The sequence below is a fragment of the Pseudomonas sp. S2_C11 genome (assembly GCF_054668395.1).
In genome coordinates this window covers 4,871,449-4,887,999 of sequence record NZ_CP162765.1, presented here as the reverse complement: position 1 = coordinate 4,887,999, position 16,551 = coordinate 4,871,449, and the positions used below count along the sequence as shown (strand labels likewise).

At 61.4% G+C, this 16,551-nt stretch carries 14 protein-coding genes and 1 riboswitch; of the genes, 8 read left to right on the top strand and 6 right to left on the bottom strand.

Annotated features, from left to right (window positions below; translation table 11 throughout):
- Positions 1–13: 13 nt before the first annotated feature.
- Together msbA and hldE are read left to right on the top strand one after the other, a co-directional pair.
- The gene (msbA, locus tag AB4N48_RS22020) at positions 14–1,819 is read left to right on the top strand and encodes a lipid A export permease/ATP-binding protein MsbA (RefSeq protein WP_016771984.1); all 1,806 of its coding nucleotides are present in this window, start codon (positions 14–16) and stop codon (positions 1,817–1,819) included.
- A 99-nt stretch (positions 1,820–1,918) separates the two neighbouring features.
- Positions 1,919–3,340 carry a bifunctional D-glycero-beta-D-manno-heptose-7-phosphate kinase/D-glycero-beta-D-manno-heptose 1-phosphate adenylyltransferase HldE gene (gene hldE, locus AB4N48_RS22015; protein ID WP_460094319.1) on the top strand — a complete coding sequence of 474 codons (1,422 nt, stop codon included), beginning with the start codon at positions 1,919–1,921 and terminating at the stop codon, positions 3,338–3,340.
- Positions 3,341–3,424: 84 nt separating this feature from the next.
- Here hldE and AB4N48_RS22010 read toward each other — a convergent pair whose 3' ends face one another.
- The 4 genes from AB4N48_RS22010 to AB4N48_RS21995 all read right to left on the bottom strand — a co-directional run bounded on the left by AB4N48_RS22010 (position 3,425) and on the right by AB4N48_RS21995 (position 6,945).
- The gene (locus AB4N48_RS22010; RefSeq protein ID WP_041477637.1) at positions 3,425–4,393 is read right to left on the bottom strand and encodes a hypothetical protein; all 969 of its coding nucleotides are present in this window, start codon (positions 4,391–4,393) and stop codon (positions 3,425–3,427) included.
- A 32-nt stretch (positions 4,394–4,425) separates the two neighbouring features.
- A complete protein-coding gene (locus tag AB4N48_RS22005) occupies positions 4,426–5,238 on the bottom strand; it encodes an aldo/keto reductase (RefSeq protein WP_150741679.1) in 813 nt (270 codons plus the stop codon).
- Positions 5,235–6,410 (bottom strand): NAD(P)/FAD-dependent oxidoreductase, encoded by a 1,176-nt coding sequence (locus tag AB4N48_RS22000; RefSeq protein WP_460094318.1) that lies wholly within the window; start codon positions 6,408–6,410, stop codon positions 5,235–5,237. Before AB4N48_RS22000 ends, AB4N48_RS22005 begins: the two co-directional genes overlap by 4 nt.
- A gap of 202 nt (positions 6,411–6,612) precedes the next feature.
- Positions 6,613–6,945 (bottom strand): DMT family transporter, encoded by a 333-nt coding sequence (locus tag AB4N48_RS21995; protein ID WP_150638310.1) that lies wholly within the window; start codon positions 6,943–6,945, stop codon positions 6,613–6,615.
- Positions 6,946–7,052: 107 nt separating this feature from the next.
- Between AB4N48_RS21995 and AB4N48_RS21990 the strand changes: the two genes are divergently transcribed.
- Together AB4N48_RS21990 and waaA are read left to right on the top strand one after the other, a co-directional pair.
- Positions 7,053–7,949, top strand: coding sequence for a LysR family transcriptional regulator (locus AB4N48_RS21990; protein WP_150638308.1), 897 nt, complete (start codon positions 7,053–7,055; stop codon positions 7,947–7,949).
- An 11-nt stretch (positions 7,950–7,960) separates the two neighbouring features.
- Positions 7,961–9,235 carry a lipid IV(A) 3-deoxy-D-manno-octulosonic acid transferase gene (waaA, locus tag AB4N48_RS21985; RefSeq protein WP_460094317.1) on the top strand — a complete coding sequence of 425 codons (1,275 nt, stop codon included), beginning with the start codon at positions 7,961–7,963 and terminating at the stop codon, positions 9,233–9,235.
- Between the two features lie 91 nt (positions 9,236–9,326).
- Here the strand turns inward: waaA and AB4N48_RS21980 are convergent, their stop codons facing one another.
- Positions 9,327–10,760 carry a TolC family outer membrane protein gene (locus AB4N48_RS21980; RefSeq protein ID WP_041477642.1) on the bottom strand — a complete coding sequence of 478 codons (1,434 nt, stop codon included), beginning with the start codon at positions 10,758–10,760 and terminating at the stop codon, positions 9,327–9,329.
- 204 nt (positions 10,761–10,964) lie between these two features.
- Positions 10,965–11,070: riboswitch (TPP riboswitch) on the top strand.
- Between the two features lie 168 nt (positions 11,071–11,238).
- On the opposite strand from AB4N48_RS21980, the gene thiC reads away from it, so the two are divergent.
- Together thiC and cytX are read left to right on the top strand one after the other, a co-directional pair.
- The gene (gene thiC, locus AB4N48_RS21975; protein WP_460143643.1) at positions 11,239–13,104 is read left to right on the top strand and encodes a phosphomethylpyrimidine synthase ThiC; all 1,866 of its coding nucleotides are present in this window, start codon (positions 11,239–11,241) and stop codon (positions 13,102–13,104) included.
- Between the two features lie 140 nt (positions 13,105–13,244).
- Positions 13,245–14,537, top strand: coding sequence for a putative hydroxymethylpyrimidine transporter CytX (gene cytX / locus AB4N48_RS21970; protein WP_056787515.1), 1,293 nt, complete (start codon positions 13,245–13,247; stop codon positions 14,535–14,537).
- Here the strand turns inward: cytX and AB4N48_RS21965 are convergent.
- The gene (locus tag AB4N48_RS21965; RefSeq protein ID WP_016771974.1) at positions 14,506–15,252 is read right to left on the bottom strand and encodes an RsiV family protein; all 747 of its coding nucleotides are present in this window, start codon (positions 15,250–15,252) and stop codon (positions 14,506–14,508) included. The genes cytX and AB4N48_RS21965 overlap by 32 nt on opposite strands.
- Positions 15,253–15,479: 227 nt before the next feature.
- On the opposite strand from AB4N48_RS21965, the gene AB4N48_RS21960 reads away from it, so the two are divergent.
- A complete protein-coding gene (locus tag AB4N48_RS21960; RefSeq protein WP_024011344.1) occupies positions 15,480–16,097 on the top strand; it encodes an NUDIX domain-containing protein in 618 nt (205 codons plus the stop codon).
- Positions 16,088–16,540 (top strand): DUF1249 domain-containing protein, encoded by a 453-nt coding sequence (locus tag AB4N48_RS21955; RefSeq protein WP_016771972.1) that lies wholly within the window; start codon positions 16,088–16,090, stop codon positions 16,538–16,540. Before AB4N48_RS21960 ends, AB4N48_RS21955 begins: the two co-directional genes overlap by 10 nt.
- Positions 16,541–16,551: the final 11 nt, after the last annotated feature.

Here is a 16,551-nt window from a genome sequence, read left to right as displayed (position 1 = left end):
AGTGAGCTCTACGATGACTGACGCACCGCCCAAAGCGGAACAGGAATCCAGCCTGAAAATCTACTTTCGGCTGTTGGGGTACGTAAAACCCTATATCGGTCTTTTCCTGCTGAGTATCGTGGGCTTCGTGATCTTTGCTTCCACGCAACCAATGCTGGCCGGGATTCTCAAGTATTTTGTCGATGGCCTGAGCAACCCGGAAGCGGTGCTCTTCCCCAACGTTCCCTATCTGCGAGACGTGCAATTGCTGATGGCTGTGCCGTTGCTGATCATCCTGATCGCAGCGTGGCAAGGCCTCGGCTCGTTTCTCGGCAACTATTACCTGGCGAGGGTTTCGTTGGGGCTGGTGCATGACCTGCGTATCGAACTGTTCAACAAGCTGTTGGTACTGCCCAATCGCTATTTCGATACCCATAACTCGGGTCATCTGATCTCGCGCATCACTTTCAACGTGACCATGGTCACCGGCGCCGCCACGGATGCCATCAAAGTGGTGATCCGCGAAGGCCTGACCGTGGTTTTCCTGTTCGCCTATCTGCTGTGGATGAACTGGAAACTGACTCTGGTGATGCTGGCCATTCTGCCGGTGATCGCGTTCATGGTCGGCAACACCAGCAAGAAATTCCGCAAGCAGAGCAAGAAGATTCAAGTGGCCATGGGCGACGTCACCCATGTGGCTTCCGAAACCATTCAAGGCTATCGCGTCGTGCGCAGTTTTGGTGGCGAAGCTTATGAGCAGCAGCGTTTTGCGGCGGCCAGCCAGAGCAACACCGACAAACAGTTGCGTATGACCAAGACTGGCGCGGTGTATACGCCGATGCTGCAGCTGGTGATCTACACCGCCATGGCGGTGTTGATGTTCCTGGTGTTGTTCCTGAGGGGTGATGCAACGGCCGGTGATCTGGTCGCCTACATCACGGCTGCCGGTTTGCTGCCCAAACCGATCCGGCAATTGTCTGAAGTCAGCTCGACCATTCAGAAAGGTGTGGCCGGCGCCGAAAGCATTTTCGAGCAGCTCGATGTCGAGCCGGAAATCGACACCGGTACGATCGAGCGTGATCGGGTCAGTGGCCATCTGGCGGTGAACAACCTCAGCTTCACTTACCCGGGCACTGAACGGGAAGTGCTGAAAAACATCAGCTTCACCGCGTCGCCAGGTCAGATGATCGCCCTGGTCGGGCGTTCCGGCAGCGGCAAATCGACGCTGGCCAGTCTCATTCCGCGCTTCTATCACCACGAGACCGGCGAAATCCTGCTCGATGATGTCGAAATCGAGGACTATCGTCTGCGCAATCTGCGTCGCCATGTAGCGCAAGTGACCCAGCACGTGACGCTGTTCAACGACACCATCGCCAACAACATCGCTTACGGCGATCTGGCAGGCGCGCCTCGCGAAGATATCGAGAAAGCCGCCAGGGATGCATTTGCCATGGACTTCATCGCGCAGATGCCTCAAGGCCTGGATACCCAGGTCGGCGAGAACGGTGTGCTGTTGTCTGGCGGACAGCGTCAGCGCCTGGCGATTGCCCGGGCCTTGCTGAAAAACGCCCCGCTGCTGATCCTCGACGAAGCGACGTCGGCCCTTGATACCGAGTCCGAGCGGCACATTCAGGCGGCACTCGACCATGTCATGAAAGGCCGCACCACGCTGGTGATTGCCCACCGTTTGTCGACCATCGAGAAGGCCGATCTGATCCTCGTCATGGATCAGGGCGAGATCGTCGAACGCGGCACTCATGCCCAACTGCTTGCTCATAATGGCTACTACGCGCGTCTGCATGCGATGGGGCTGGATGCCCCGGCTGAAGACATTGCCTGATCTGCAGATGAGGGTGGGCCAGCCTCACCCTCGTGTATTCCCGGCGCGCGCGATCCTGTTAATATCGCGCCCCTGTTCATTTTGTATGTGGGTTGCTCCATGAAATTGTCGATGCCGCGATTCGATCAAGCCCCAGTCTTGGTGGTCGGCGATGTCATGCTCGACCGTTACTGGCATGGCGGAACCTCACGGATTTCCCCTGAGGCACCGGTGCCGGTGGTCAAGGTCGAGCAGATCGAAGATCGCCCGGGCGGTGCCGCCAACGTGGCGCTGAACATTGCCGCGCTGGGTGCACCGGCATCGCTGGTGGGCGTGACCGGCGATGACGAAGCCGCCGACAGCCTGAGCAACAGTCTCAAGGGCGCGGGCGTGCGCGCCTTGTTTCAGCGCATCGCGCACCAGCCGACCATCGTCAAGCTGCGGGTCATGAGCCGGCACCAGCAGTTGCTGCGTATCGATTTCGAAGAAGTGTTCGCCACCGATGCTCTGGCACTGGCCGCGCAGGTTGACGGGTTGCTTGAAGGCATCAAGGTGCTGGTGTTGTCGGATTACGGTAAAGGCGCACTGAAAAATCACCAGGCCCTGATCCAGGCCGCCCGTGCCAAAGGTATACCGGTATTGGCTGATCCGAAGGGCAAGGACTTTTCGATCTACCGCGGTGCCAGCCTGATCACACCGAATCTCAGCGAGTTCGAAACCATCGTCGGTGGTTGCGCCGATGAGCACGAACTGGTGAGCAAGGGCGCCGTCCTGATGCAGGAGCTCGACCTCGGCGCGCTGCTGGTGACCCGTGGTGAACACGGCATGACCTTGCTGCGTCCGGATCATCCGGCGTTGCATCTGCCGGCCCGCGCCCGCGAAGTGTTCGACGTGACCGGTGCCGGCGATACGGTGATTTCGACCCTGGCCGCGGCCATTGCCGCAGGCGAAGAACTGCCGCACGCCGTGGCGCTGGCCAATCTGGCAGCAGGCATCGTCGTCGGCAAGTTGGGTACCGCCGCGATCAGCGCCCCGGAACTGCGCCGCGCCATTCAGCGCGAAGAAGGTTCGGAGCGAGGCGTGCTGGGTCTTGAGCAACTGCTGCTGGCGGTTGACGATGCCCGTGCGCACAACGAGCGGATTGTCTTCACCAATGGCTGCTTCGATATCCTGCATGCCGGCCACGTGACCTATCTGGAACAGGCCCGCGCTCAGGGCGACCGTCTGATCGTGGCGGTCAACGATGACGCCTCGGTCAGCCGCCTGAAAGGCCCGGGCCGGCCGATCAACAGCGTGGATCGCCGCATGGCGGTACTCGCCGGTCTCGGCGCGGTGGACTGGGTGATCAGTTTCTCTGAAGGCACACCGGAAAACCTGCTGCGCGAGGTCAAGCCGAACGTGCTGGTCAAGGGCGGCGATTACGGAATCGATCAGGTGGTCGGCGCGGATATCGTCACCGCCTACGGCGGTACCGTGAAAGTTTTGGGTCTGGTGGAAAACAGCTCGACGACAGCGATCGTGGAAAAGATCCGCGGCCAATAAGATCAAAAGATCGCAGCCTGCGGCAGCTCCTACAGGGGAATACATTCCAATGCAGGAGTCGTCGAAGGCTGCGATTTTTTGCTTTCAGGAATTCACTTTCTTGCGCGGTACGATTTTCTTCAGCAGCTGCCTGGCCTTGCCGCGCAGGCGTGCCAGTCCAGTAGCCTTCTCGGGTGGCGTCAGACCCTGTTGGCGCAACCAGTCCTTCCAGCGAATCCGCTCATCACGCACCAGCCAGCCATCCTGTCGCGCGAAGCTTTCGGCCAGATACAGACCGCGGGTACTCGCCGGATACAGTTGATCCTTTTTCAGGGTGTACAACTCGGGCAGCGGCTGGCCGTCGTGCAATGGCATCAAGTACAGGTCTGGCCGTTTGCGATCGAGCCGCGCCACCAGTTGATCGCCTTCCAGACGCTCGTCGACATGAAACAGGCTCAAGGACTTCGCCTCCTTGGGCACGTCCAGGCGCAAGTCATAGATCAATTGCAGGGACGCCGTCGGCAGATGCACGTACGCCCTTGGTCGCTCCAGCAATTGCAGGTTGGCGCAGCGCACCGGACGCGCCGAACCGGACAACGGCGTCAGGCGAAACGGCAACGCCTCACGGTAATGCAGCGCAGCGGAGTAGGGCGCCGGCAACCAAGTCTCGTTGAAGCGCCCGCCGAGCCAGCCTTCCGGGGTTTCCAGCAGACACTCTTCGGCAATCTCCTGAATCGCCGTGTGCAGCGGAATGTTCAGCTCATGAGCAGGCACATAGCCGGAAATCAGTTTCAGCACCACGTCGCCGCGATCCTGCCGACGCTGGCGCACCAGCACCCAGTAATCGCGATTCTGCCAATGCAGGGTCAGGCGCACGGACACTCCGAGGTTGGCCAGTTCCAGGGCGAAGCGCTCGCTGTCGGCGACGCTGACCGGTTTACGCCGTTGCAGGGTCTGGGCGAAGTTCAGCGGCATGCCGACGCTCTGATAGCTCAGGCCTTCGGGCGTGGCTTCGACGAACAGCGGCAGTGTCTTGAAGTTGCTCGGGTTCTTGCGGATGAGCGTGCGCGGCATATCGGCTCCTGGCTTAAGGCCGCGGGGCGGCGTCAGTGACTACGCAGGACCTGGGCAACGGTCGCTACGTTATGGGCGAGGTGCAGCGGATTGATCGTGCCGACAATAGCACTGGCAACGCCGGGATGAGTGAACAGCAACTCGAAGCTGGCGCGCACCGGATCGACTCCCGGACTCAGACAGACATGACCGCTGGCCAGGGCTTTTTTCACCAGAATGGCTTTGCCGTGGGCAGCAGCATAGTCAATGACCGCCTTTTCGTTTTGTTCGTTCAGATTGTAGGTGACCATCGCGCAGTCGCCTTGCTCCAGCGCTTTCAAGCCGCCTTCGACGGTTTTGCCGGAAAACCCGAAGCCGCGAATCTTGCCCTCGGCCTTCAGCGCCGCGAGGGTGGCGTAGACCTCTTCGTGCTCGAGGATGGCCATGTCGTTGCCGTCCGAGTGCACGAGGACCAGATCGATAAAATCCGTTTCCAGACGTTGCAGGCTGCGCTCGACCGACATTCGCGTGTGCGCGGCGCTGAAATCGTGACGCGACAGGCCATCGGCAAACTCTTCACCGACCTTGCTGACGATCACCCAGTCCTGACGCTGACCGCGCAGCAGCGGGCCGAGGCGTTCTTCGCTGCGCCCATAGGCCGGTGCGGTGTCGATCAGGTTGATGCCCAGATCGCGCGCCTGGCGCAGCAGCATGCGCGCTTCGTCATCGCCGGGAATCTGAAAGCCGTTGGGGTATTTCACCCCTTGATCGCGGCCGAGTTTGACCGTGCCCAGGCCCAGCGGCGAAACCGTCAGGCCGGTGCTGCCCAGTGGGCGATGCAGTTCGTGCAGAGTGGCAATGGTCATGGCAGCAGTTGCTCCCACGCGGGTACACCGAGCGGCGGTTTCGGCAGCGGCGGCAGCGGATCGGTCGCCTGCGGCTGGATGCCGTCGCGTTGCAGCGAGGCGATAACGCGGTCGGCGAAGTCCGGCGCCAGTGCCAGTTTGGTCGGCCAGCCGACGAGCAAGCGACCTTCCTCGGCGAGGAATGCGTTGTCCGGACGGGTCAGGCCGGTTTGCAGCGGCTCGGCGCGGTCGACGCGCAGGGTCGCCCATTGCGTAGTGCTGAGGTCGATCCACGGCAGCAATTGGGCGATTTCCTTTTGCGCGGTGGCGATCTGTTCGGCCGGCTCGCGAGCCACGCCTTCGCTTTCGGCGATGTCGCCGCCCATGTACCAGACCCACTGGCCGTCAGCGGCCGGGTGCGTGGTCACGGTGATGCGCGGCTTGGTGCCGCCGCCCAGGCAGTGCGCGTACAGCGGTTTCAAGCCGGGGCCTTTGGCGAGGATCATGTGCAGGGGGCGGCGCTGCATGGCCGGACGGCTCAGGCCCAGGGCTTCAAGCAGTTCGGCCGTGCCGGCGCCGGCGCTGAGGACGATGCGCTGAGCGCGGATCTCACGGCCATCGACTTTCAGGCCGACCAGCACGCCGGCTTCCAGCAACGGTTCGATGACCTGCCCGGCGAGCAGACCGTCACCGGCCAGCTCGGCCAGGCGCTGGATCAGGCTCGGGACATCCACTACCAATTCGGCGAGGCGATAGACCTTGCCCTTGAAGCGCTTGTCCTGCAGGGCCAGCGGCAGTTCATCGCCCTTGACCTGATCGACCCGGCCACGCACGGCTTTGCTGGCGAAGAAACTGGTCAGGTTGCCGGCCAAAGTGCCTGGCGACCACAGGTAATGGGCTTCGGACAGCAGGCGCACGCTGGACAGATCCAGCTCACCATTACCGGCCAGCGCCTCGCGCCAGCGGCGCGGCATGTCGGCGATGGCTTCCGAGGCCCCGGTCAGCGCGCCGTGCAGCGCGTACTTCGCACCGCCGTGGATGATGCCCTGGGACTTCACGCTCTGCCCGCCACCGAGGCTGGCGCTTTCCACCAGCACGGTCGAGAAACCCTGACCGCGCAGGCGCGCATTCAGCCAGAGGCCGGCGACACCAGCGCCGACAATCAGAACGTCGGTGGAAATAACGGATGGCATGCAGCGACCTCAGTGCTCAAGACGAGGGCGCAGTATACAGACTCGGGAAAGGGGCGGATTTGTCGATGATCAACATGCCGAACATATGGGCCAATGTGGGAGCGAGCCTGCTCGCGAAGAGGGAATGCCAGTCGACATATGTGTTGACTGATGTACCGCATTCGCGAGCAGGCTCGCTCCCACAGGGGATTGTGTCTGGCAGTTAATGGCCGGCGGTTTTCGAGAACAATTGAATCACCACCACGCCCAGCACGATCAACGCCATCCCCAGCATCGCCGGGATATCCAGCTTCTGCCCATAGATAAACAGTGCCGCCACGCTGACCATCACAATGCCCATACCGGCCCAGACCGCGTAGGCCACGCCGACCGGAACGGTGCGCACTACCAGCGTCAGCATCCAGAATGCAATCCCGTAGCCGACAATCACCAGAATCAGCGGTAGAGGAGTGCTGAAGCCCTTGACCGCTTTCATCGAAACGGTGGCGATCACTTCGGCGCAGATGGCGATGGCCAGATAGACGTAGGCGTTCATGGTTTGATCCTCAAATAAATCATTGCTTGCTGGAGTGACATTCTAGGGATTGCTCAGATGGGGTAAAGTCATTACCTATCTGTTCAGTAGATAGGTTGAAAAATCGTATGCAATGGAATCTCGAGCAGCTGCGGGTATTTGTCGACGTTGCAGAACAGCGTTCGTTCTCCGCCGTGGCGCGTCGACAACGCAAGGCGCAATCGGCGATCAGCAGTGCTGTTGCGATGCTCGAAGAGGATTTGCGCGTGAGCCTGTTCGAGCGCAGCAGTGGCCGTCAGCCCAGTCTCACCGAGGCGGGCGAGGCGTTGCTGGAAGAAGCCCGCGAAGTATTGCGCCAGTGCGAGCGCCTCAACGGCAGGGCCATGGCCATGCTGCGCGGCCAGGAGGCGCAGTTGCGGGTGGCCCAGGACGAGGCGATGCCCTATCAGGCGCTGGTGGAAAGTTTCGGCGAACTGGCCGAGCAGTTTCCCAGCCTGGAAGTGCAACTGACCAGCGCCGCCCAAGGCGAAGTCGCGCGCAAACTGGTCGAACGTCGCGCCGACCTCGGCCTGCTGTTCTATCACGATGAAATCCCCGAAGCCCTTGAGCGCCGCGTACTGGGTCGAGTGGAAATGGTCACGGTCTGTGGCGTCAATCATCCGCTGGCGCAGCATTCCTATGTGACCTGCCAGCAACTGGCGCAGCACCGGCAATTGCTGATGTCGACGCAGACCAGCGTCTATCCCGGCAACGAGCCGGCCAGCCCACAGGTGTGGCGCGCCGACAGCTTTTACGTAATGTCCGAATGGCTGGTGCGCGATCTCGGCTGGGCTTGGTTGCCGCGCCACGTTGTGCAGTACTCGGCGTATCAAGGCCAGATGATTGAGCTCGACAGCGAATGGACGCCGCCAGCGCTGGTGGTGGAACTGGTCTGGCGCCGCGACGAACCGCTCGGCCCGGCCGCGCGCTGGCTGGCGGAACGTTTTGCTGTGCACTTGCGGGCGATCGGCGACAAAAGCCGATAAACTCCGCCGCCATGAATAGAACTCTCTACACCGCGCTGTTTTACCTGGGGCTGCCATTGGTGGCGATTCGACTATGGCTGCGTGCGCGCAAGGCGCCGGCGTATGCCAAACGCATTGGCGAGCGCTTTACTTATGGCATGCCGACGTTGCAGCCCGGTGGCATCTGGGTGCACGCGGTGTCGGTCGGCGAAAGCATTGCCGCCGCGCCGATGATCCGCGCGCTGCTGGAACGCTATCCGACGCTGCCGATCACCGTGACCTGCATGACCCCGACCGGTTCGGAGCGGATTCAGGCACTGTTTTCCAACGAGCCGCACATTCAACACTGCTATCTGCCGTATGACTTGCCTTGTGCGGCGGCGCGTTTTCTTGATCGCGTACAGCCCAGGCTTGCAGTGATCATGGAGACCGAGCTGTGGCCTAACCATATTCATCAATGTGCCAAGCGCGGGATTCCGGTGGCGTTGGCCAATGGGCGGTTGTCGCAGCGTTCCGCCAAAGGCTATGGCCGCTTCAGCAAACTCACTGCGCCGATGCTCGCCGAGATGAGTTTGCTGGCCGTGCAGACCGCAGCCGAGGCCCAGCGCTTCCGCGATCTTGGCGCACGTCCGGAAACTGTCGAGGTCACCGGTTCGATCAAGTTCGACCTGACCATCGACCCGCAACTGTTGCAGCGTGCAGCCGAACTGCGCAGCCGGTGGCAGGCGCAGGATCGCCCGGTATGGATCGCTGCGAGCACCCACGAAGGCGAAGACGAAGTGGTGCTCGACGCCCATCGTCGTTTGCTGGGCAGTCATCCCGATGCGTTGCTGATTCTGGTGCCGCGTCATCCCGAGCGTTTCAATTCGGTGTTCGACTTGTGCCAGCGCGAAGGTTTCGCCACGGTACGTCGCTCGACCGGGGCCAATGTCGATGCGCAGACGAGCGTGCTGCTCGGCGACACCATGGGCGAGTTGCTGTTTCTCTATGCCCTGGCCGACAGCGCATTTGTCGGCGGCAGTCTGGTGCCGAACGGCGGGCACAACCTGCTCGAACCCGCCGCGCTGGCGAAACCGGTACTCAGCGGCCCGCACCTGTTCAATTTCCTCGACATCGCCGCGCAACTGCGCGAAGCCGGGGCGTTGGCCGAAGTGGATGATGCCGAAGGGCTCGCAATCGAGGTGCAGCGCTTGTTCGAACTGCCACGTGATGCGCAGCGCATGGCGGAGGCCGGGCTGGCGGTGATGCGCCGTAATCAGGGCGCGTTGCAGCGGCTGCTGGATAGCTTGGGCAGATTGATCAAGTAAGCAAAAAGATCGCAGCCTTCGGCAGCTCCTACAGTTGGAATGCATTTCCCTGTAGGAGCTGCCGAAGGCTGCGATCTTTTGTTTTTAACGCTTAAGGCCGGGCCTTGAGCTGCGCTTCCGCCGCCGACGCCAGATCCGGCGGCAGGAAGTCCTTGTCCGGGTTGTAATCGGCTTTCAGATAGCGCCGCAGATCTTCCAGATCACCCGGGTTCAGCGTCCCCGCCGCCTGCTTCAGGCGCAGGTTGTCGAGGATGTAGTCGTAGCGGGTGTTGTTGTAGTTGCGCACCGAGGTGTACAGCTGGCGCTGCGCGTCGAGCACGTCGACGATGTTGCGCGTGCCGACCTGATAACCGATTTCCGTGGCTTCCACCGCACTCTGGTTGGAGATGATCGACTGGCGGCGCGCCTGCACCTGCTCGACGTCGGTGTTTACCGCTCGGTGCAGATTGCGGGTGTTTTCCACCACTTGCCGGCGCAGCGATTCGCGCTGCTGTTCGCTCTGATCCAGTTGCGCATAGGACTGACGCACTTGCGAACTGGTCAGCCCGCCGCTGTAGATCGGGATGTTCAGTTGCAGGCCCAGCGTGCTCTGCTCGACGTTGCCGCCATAAGGTGCGCCGAACGAGTTGGGGTTGGCGAAGCCGAGGGCGTCGTTGTCGCCTTTCTCGTATTTCGCCACGGCATCGAGGGTCGGCAAATGGCCGGCCTTGCGCTGCCTGAGCGTCTGCTCGGCGGAGCTGACCGCGTAGTTGCTGGCTAGCAGATTGAGGTTCTGCCGCGCCGCCGTGTCGACCCAGGATTTCGCATCGTTGGGCGAGGGCGGCAGAATCGGCAGCGTGTGGACGATGCCCTGAATCGAGTTGTACTGACGGTTGGTCAGGGTGATCAACGCCTGGAACGCATCATCGACCTGACGCTGGGCGACGATGCGGTTGGCTCGCGCGGTGTCGTAACTGGCTTGCGATTGCAGCACGTCGGTCTTGTCCGAAAGGCCGACATCGAAGCGCTCGTTGGACTGATCGAGCTGACGTTTGAACGCCGCTTCTTCAGCCTTGGTCGAGGCCAGATTGTCCTGGCTGCGCAGCACGTTGAAGTAGCTTTCGGCGCTCTGCAGGATCAGGTTCTGCTCGGTGGCCGAGAGCTGCAGCGCGGCCTGTTCGTTGACGTCTTTGGCTGCTTGATACTGGAACCAGCGATCGGCGCGGAACAGCGGCTGCGCGAGTGTCGCCTGGTAGGAATGCGCGCTGCGGTTGGCGATGGCCGAAGGCTGGTCGATCGAGGTGCGCACGTCAGCAACTTCGGCGCCACCGGACAGGTTCGGCAGCAGACCGGCGCGGGCTTGCGGCACCACTTCTTTCTGCGCGCCATACTGGGCGCGGGCCGCGGCGAGGTCGGCGTTATTGTCGACCGCTTCCTGATAGACGCTGACCAGATCGGTTTTGGTCGACAAGGGTGCTTCCGCTGCCCAGGCCATTGTGTTGGACGCACAGGACACGGCAACAGCCAATGAAAGTTTGCGCAGCATGAGGCGATCCCTAGCATGAATATTATGGAAGTAATCCGGGCGCCAAAGGTAAGGCGCAGCCCGCACAGCGTCAAGGCTGGGCAGGCCAAGCGAGTGTAGTTGCGCATTGCTCCGGCAACAATCGGCCAGCCTGGGTATTTACGCCATTCATCATGGCGTTCGCTGCGGTGTTGGCGTTCCTCGGTGGTTGTGTCTAGACTGGCCGGGTTCTTGTCGGGGTGCCTTGCTATGAGGCTGAGATCGAATAATTTCGGATCCCGTTGAACCTGATCAGGTTAGCGCCTGCGTAGGGAACAAGATTTCTCGTCACCCGGCGAGTCCTCTTGTGCTTCGTCCGGGATATTGTTCGACAATCGAACGCTCATGACGAATGCACAGCACCGGTCCTGGTGCGTCCGTGCCTTTCAGGTTCTGCTCCGACAATCCACTGCTGGATGCTGTCTGGAGAGCCCGTGATGACAACAAAGAAAAAAACGCGATCAACCTGAGTGACTCGGCCAAGGTCGACGAGCAATCGGTCAAGCCGTTCACCCGTTCGCAAAAAATCTACGTTCAGGGCTCGCGCCCGGACATCCGCGTGCCGATGCGCGAAATCAGCCTCGATGTAACCCCGACCGATTTCGGCGGCGAGATCAATGCGCCGGTCACGGTCTACGACACTTCCGGCCCGTACACCGATCCGAACGTGGTCATCGATGTGCGCAAAGGCCTTGGCGATGTGCGTTCAGCGTGGATCGATGACCGTGGCGATACCGAGCGCCTGCCGGGCCTGAGCTCGAACTTCGGCCAGCAGCGTCTGGCCGATGCCGAACTGACCAAACTGCGCTTCGCTCACGTCAACAACCCGCGCCGCGCCAAGGCCGGGGCCAACGTCAGCCAGATGCACTATGCGCGCAAAGGCATCATCACCGCCGAGATGGAATACGTCGCCATCCGCGAAAACATGAAGCTGCAAGAGGCCCGTGCGGCCGGTTTGCTCAAGCAGCAACATGCCGGCCACAGCTTCGGCGCAAGCATTCCGCAAGAAATCACCCCTGAATTCGTCCGCGAAGAAATCGCTCGCGGTCGCGCGATCATTCCCGCCAACATCAACCACGTCGAACTGGAACCGATGATCATCGGCCGTAACTTCCTGGTGAAGATCAACGGCAACATCGGCAACAGCGCCCTGGGTTCTTCGATCGAAGAAGAAGTGGCGAAGCTGACCTGGGGCATTCGCTGGGGCTCGGACACGGTGATGGACCTGTCCACCGGCAAACACATTCACGAAACCCGCGAGTGGATCATCCGCAACTCGCCGGTGCCGATCGGTACCGTGCCGATCTATCAGGCGCTGGAGAAGGTCAACGGCGTCGCTGAAGACCTGACCTGGGAGTTGTTCCGCGACACCCTGATCGAACAGGCCGAGCAGGGCGTCGACTACTTCACCATTCACGCCGGCGTGCTCCTGCGTTACGTGCCGCTGACCGCCAAACGCGTCACCGGCATCGTCTCCCGTGGTGGTTCGATCATGGCCAAGTGGTGCCTGGCGCACCACGAAGAGAACTTCCTCTACACCCACTTCGACGAAATCTGCGAAATCATGAAGGCCTACGACGTCAGCTTCTCGCTGGGCGATGGCCTGCGTCCGGGCTCGATTGCCGACGCCAACGACGAAGCGCAATTCGGCGAACTGGAAACCCTCGGCGAGCTGACCAAAATCGCCTGGAAACATGACGTGCAATGCATGATCGAAGGTCCGGGCCACGTGCCTATGCAGTTGATCAAAGAGAACATGGACAAGCAGCTCGAATGCTGCGACGAGGCGCCGTTCTACACCCTCGGCCCGCTGACTACCGACATTGCGCCGGGCTATGACCACATCACCTCGGGTATCGGCGCGGCGATGATCGGCTGGTTCGGTTGCGCGATGCTCTGCTACGTGACGCCCAAGGAGCACTTGGGCCTGCCGAACAAGGATGACGTGAAAACCGGGATCATCACTTACAAGATCGCCGCGCACGCAGCGGACCTGGCCAAGGGACACCCGGGCGCGCAGATTCGCGACAACGCACTGAGCAAGGCGCGTTTCGAATTCCGCTGGGAAGACCAGTTCAACCTCGGCCTGGATCCGGACACCGCGCGCTCCTATCACGACGAAACCCTGCCGAAGGACTCGGCCAAGGTCGCGCACTTCTGCTCGATGTGCGGGCCGAAATTCTGCTCGATGAAGATCACCCAGGAAGTCCGTGAATACGCAGCCAACCAACGCATTGACGCGGTCGATGTGGACGTCGCCAAGGGGCTAGCTGAGCAGGCCGAGCGGTTCAAGAAGGAAGGCAGTCAGCTGTACAAGAAAGTTTGACCCCGTACTGATCGTTCCCGCGCTCCGCGTGGGAATGCAGCCCGTGACGCTCCGCGTCACTGGACGCGGAGCGTCCCGAGAGGCATTCCCACGCAGAGCGTGGGAACGATCACAACAAATGTCCCTTTGAGATAACACCCTTGAGCATTCAACCCGGCACCTATTCCCCCGATCTCGCCGTCCCCGCTGCAAAGCGTGTGTTCGGCGGGCGCGATCTGTTTTCCCTGTGGTTCTCCCTCGGCATCGGCCTGATGGTTTTGCAGACCGGCGCATTGCTCGCGCCGGGTCTGGGTCTGTCCGGTTCTTTGCTGGCGATCTTCCTTGGCACGCTGGTGGGCGTGCTGTTGCTGGCTGCAGTCGGCGTGATCGGCAGCGACACCGGCCTGTCATCGATGGCGGCGCTGAAGCTCAGCCTCGGCAGCAAAGGCGCGAGCCTGCCGGCGCTGCTCAATCTGCTGCAACTGATCGGCTGGGGCTCGTTCGAAATCATCGTCATGCGCGACGCCGCCAGTCTGCTCGGCAGCCGCGCCTTCAGCGAAGGTTCGCTGTGGGCCAATCCGATTCTGTGGACGCTGTTCTTCGGTGCGCTGGCGACCTTGCTCGCGGTGAGCGGGCCGTTGACGTTCGTGCGGCAGATTCTGCGCAAGTGGGGCATCTGGCTGTTGCTCGCCGCGTGCCTGTGGCTGACCTGGAACCTGTTCGCCAAAGCCGACCTCGCGGCGCTGTGGGCGCGCGCCGGTGACGGTTCGATGCCGTTTGCCGTGGGCTTCGACATTGCCATCGCCATGCCGCTGTCATGGCTGCCGCTGATTGCCGACTACTCGCGTTTCGGCAAGCGTGCGAAGAATGTTTTCGGTGGCACGGCTGTGGGTTTTTTCATCGGTAACTTCTGGCTGATGAGCCTTGGTGTGGCCTACACCCTGGCGTTCGCGCCGAGCGGTGAAGTCAATGCGTTGCTGCTGGCCTTGGCTGGCGCCGGCCTGGGCATTCCGCTGTTGCTGATTCTGCTCGACGAGTCGGAAAACGCTTTTGCCGACATTCACTCGGCGGCGGTATCGAGCGGGATTCTGTTGCGTCTGAAAGTCGAGCATCTGGCCTTGGCCATCGGCGTGATCTGCACGCTGATCGCACTGCTGGCGCCATTGGCGCAGTACCAGAATTTCCTGCTGTTGATCGGCTCGGTGTTCGCGCCGCTGTTCGGCGTGGTGCTGGTGGATCACTTCATTCTGCGCAAACGCAGTGCTCAGGTCGCGTCAGCCGCATTGCGCTGGCCGGCGTTGCTGGCGTGGCTGGGTGGTGTGAGCACCTACCACTTGCTGGCGAATCTGTATCCGGATGTCGGCGCAACCCTGCCGGCGCTGGTGCTGGCAGGGCTGTTGCAGTTAGTGCTGGGCCGGGCCTTCAGTTACGGCCGGGAAACAGCTCAGGCTTGAGAATGCCGTTCAGGCGCGGGTAAGGAATCTTCAGTTCGACGTGGCCCAGCGCATAAGGCGCGATGGTAGTCACGTCGTACTTGAGGATCACGCCACCATAGGTCAGCGCCACGTGCGGGGTTTTCACGAACGGCCAGTTCGCGACGAATTCCGCCTCCTGATCGAGCTTGGTACTGATCAGCCAACTGTTGTGCGCCACTTGCGCGGCTTTCCAGAACGCCTCTTCCTGCCCCGGCAGCAACATGTCGGACAGGTTCAGCACCTTGTGCTGCTGGCGCGAATAGTTGATGAAACCGCGACCCGGCGTGCCGTGGGCGCCGCCGGTGTCGAGGTAGCTCGACAGCTCGATGATCACCAGTCCGTCATGCTGCTCGCGTACTTTCGCTTGCAGATAGCTGCTGTTGCGCGGGCCGGCGCTGGCGAGGAACTGCTCGCGGTAGGCGGCCAGGGTTGGCGCTACCGGTGCGTTCTTCTCGGTGCGGGTCATTTGCAGCAGACGTTTTTCGATGATGCCGTCCAGTGCCGGCTCGTCCGGGAAGCGCAGGGTGTCGATGTTCACCAGCGGGCAATCGGGATTGGAACAGCCGGGTTTGAGTTGTTCCGAGGCGTCGCGGGTGGTTTCCAGCGGCGTGCGATAGTTGGGCTGGAACAGGCTGGCACAGGCGCCCAGAGTCAGGGCAATAGCGGCCACGGAGGCAATTTTGAAAAGCGACATGGGCGTCCTTTCGAAAGCAGGGGAAGGCAAAAAGATACCGCTTCGACTCTCAACGGAGCAGTCAGTTCGCCACTAAGCTGATTAGAGTGTGTTTCACCGTCACCGTCCATCCCGCTGACGGTAAAGGGGCTGCATCAAACGGTGCGGGCGCGTTAGGATGGCGCGAAGTCGAGGTTGCCGGTTGTACACAGCAACCTCGTAATGGATGTGCAGTAAAGAGGAAGATTATGACTGACTTTGCCAACGCCATTCCGACCGCCGTGGATATCGTGCGGCGCGAAAAATGCTACGAGGGCTTTTACAAGCTTGACCGTGTGCACCTGCGCCATGAGCTGTTCGCCGGTGGCATGAGCCGCGAGATCAATCGTGAAATCTTCGTGCGCCACGATGCCGTGTGCGTCCTGCCTTACGATCCGCAGCGCGATGAAGTGGTGTTGATCGAGCAGTTTCGTGTCGGCGCCATGGGCAAGGCCGACAACCCGTGGCTGGTCGAACTGGTCGCCGGTCTGATCGACAAGGATGAGCAACCGGAAGAAGTTGCTCACCGCGAGGCGCAGGAGGAAGCTGGGCTGGACATCAAGGCGTTGTGGCCGATGACCAAGTATTTCCCCTCGCCGGGTGGCAGCAACGAATTCGTGCATTTGTATCTGGGGCGTTGCAGCACCGACGGTGTCGGCGGGCTGCACGGGCTGGAAGAAGAGGCCGAAGACATTCGCGTGACGGTGTGGGCCTTTGAAGATGCCTTGCAAGCCGTGCGTGACGGACGTATTGCCAACGCGGCGAGCATCATCGCCTTGCAGTGGCTGGCGCTGAACCGCGCCGAAGTGAGGGGGCTATGGTCGTAAACAAGCTGCGCGATCGTTATCGGGTTGACCTCGTTGGGCTGCAAGCCGCCTGCGAGGCCAACTACGCGCGCCTGATGCGACTGCTGCCGGACATGCGCAACGAACCCGAGGCGCGGCGTATCGCTGTGACCCAGGGCGAGCAGATGCTTGGAGTGCTCGCTCTCGAGGTGTTGCAGACCTGCCCGTACACCACGACCTTGCAGGTGCGCCAGGAGCACAGTCTGCCGTGGTTGCCGGTGCCGCAACTGGAAGTGCAGGTCTACCACGACGCGCGCATGGCCGAAGTGGTCAGCGCCGAGCATGCACGACGCTTTCGCGGCATCTATCCTTATCCGAACGCCGCCATGCACCAGCCCGATGAAAAGGCCCAGCTCAATGTGTTTCTGGGCGAATGGCTGAGTCATTGCCTGGCGTTGGGGCACGAGTACGAAGTCGTTCGCTAGTTGTGAACTGC

What these genes read in the sequence shown, in the direction of transcription:
- AB4N48_RS21955 (WP_016771972.1), top strand. Translation starts at nt 16,088, where the DNA reads ATGGTCGTAAACAAGCTGCGCGATCGTTATCGGGTTGACCTCGTTGGG.
- AB4N48_RS21990 (WP_150638308.1), top strand. Translation starts at nt 7,053, where the DNA reads ATGCAATGGAATCTCGAGCAGCTGCGGGTATTTGTCGACGTTGCAGAA.
- AB4N48_RS21965 (WP_016771974.1), bottom strand. Translation starts at nt 15,252, where the DNA reads ATGTCGCTTTTCAAAATTGCCTCCGTGGCCGCTATTGCCCTGACTCTG.
- AB4N48_RS21980 (WP_041477642.1), bottom strand. Translation starts at nt 10,760, where the DNA reads ATGCTGCGCAAACTTTCATTGGCTGTTGCCGTGTCCTGTGCGTCCAAC.
- AB4N48_RS22005 (WP_150741679.1), bottom strand. Translation starts at nt 5,238, where the DNA reads ATGACCATTGCCACTCTGCACGAACTGCATCGCCCACTGGGCAGCACC.
- AB4N48_RS21960 (WP_024011344.1), top strand. Translation starts at nt 15,480, where the DNA reads ATGACTGACTTTGCCAACGCCATTCCGACCGCCGTGGATATCGTGCGG.
- AB4N48_RS21995 (WP_150638310.1), bottom strand. Translation starts at nt 6,945, where the DNA reads ATGAACGCCTACGTCTATCTGGCCATCGCCATCTGCGCCGAAGTGATC.
- AB4N48_RS22010 (WP_041477637.1), bottom strand. Translation starts at nt 4,393, where the DNA reads ATGCCGCGCACGCTCATCCGCAAGAACCCGAGCAACTTCAAGACACTG.
- hldE (WP_460094319.1), top strand. Translation starts at nt 1,919, where the DNA reads ATGAAATTGTCGATGCCGCGATTCGATCAAGCCCCAGTCTTGGTGGTC.
- waaA (WP_460094317.1), top strand. Translation starts at nt 7,961, where the DNA reads ATGAATAGAACTCTCTACACCGCGCTGTTTTACCTGGGGCTGCCATTG.
- AB4N48_RS22000 (WP_460094318.1), bottom strand. Translation starts at nt 6,410, where the DNA reads ATGCCATCCGTTATTTCCACCGACGTTCTGATTGTCGGCGCTGGTGTC.
- msbA (WP_016771984.1), top strand. Translation starts at nt 14, where the DNA reads ATGACTGACGCACCGCCCAAAGCGGAACAGGAATCCAGCCTGAAAATC.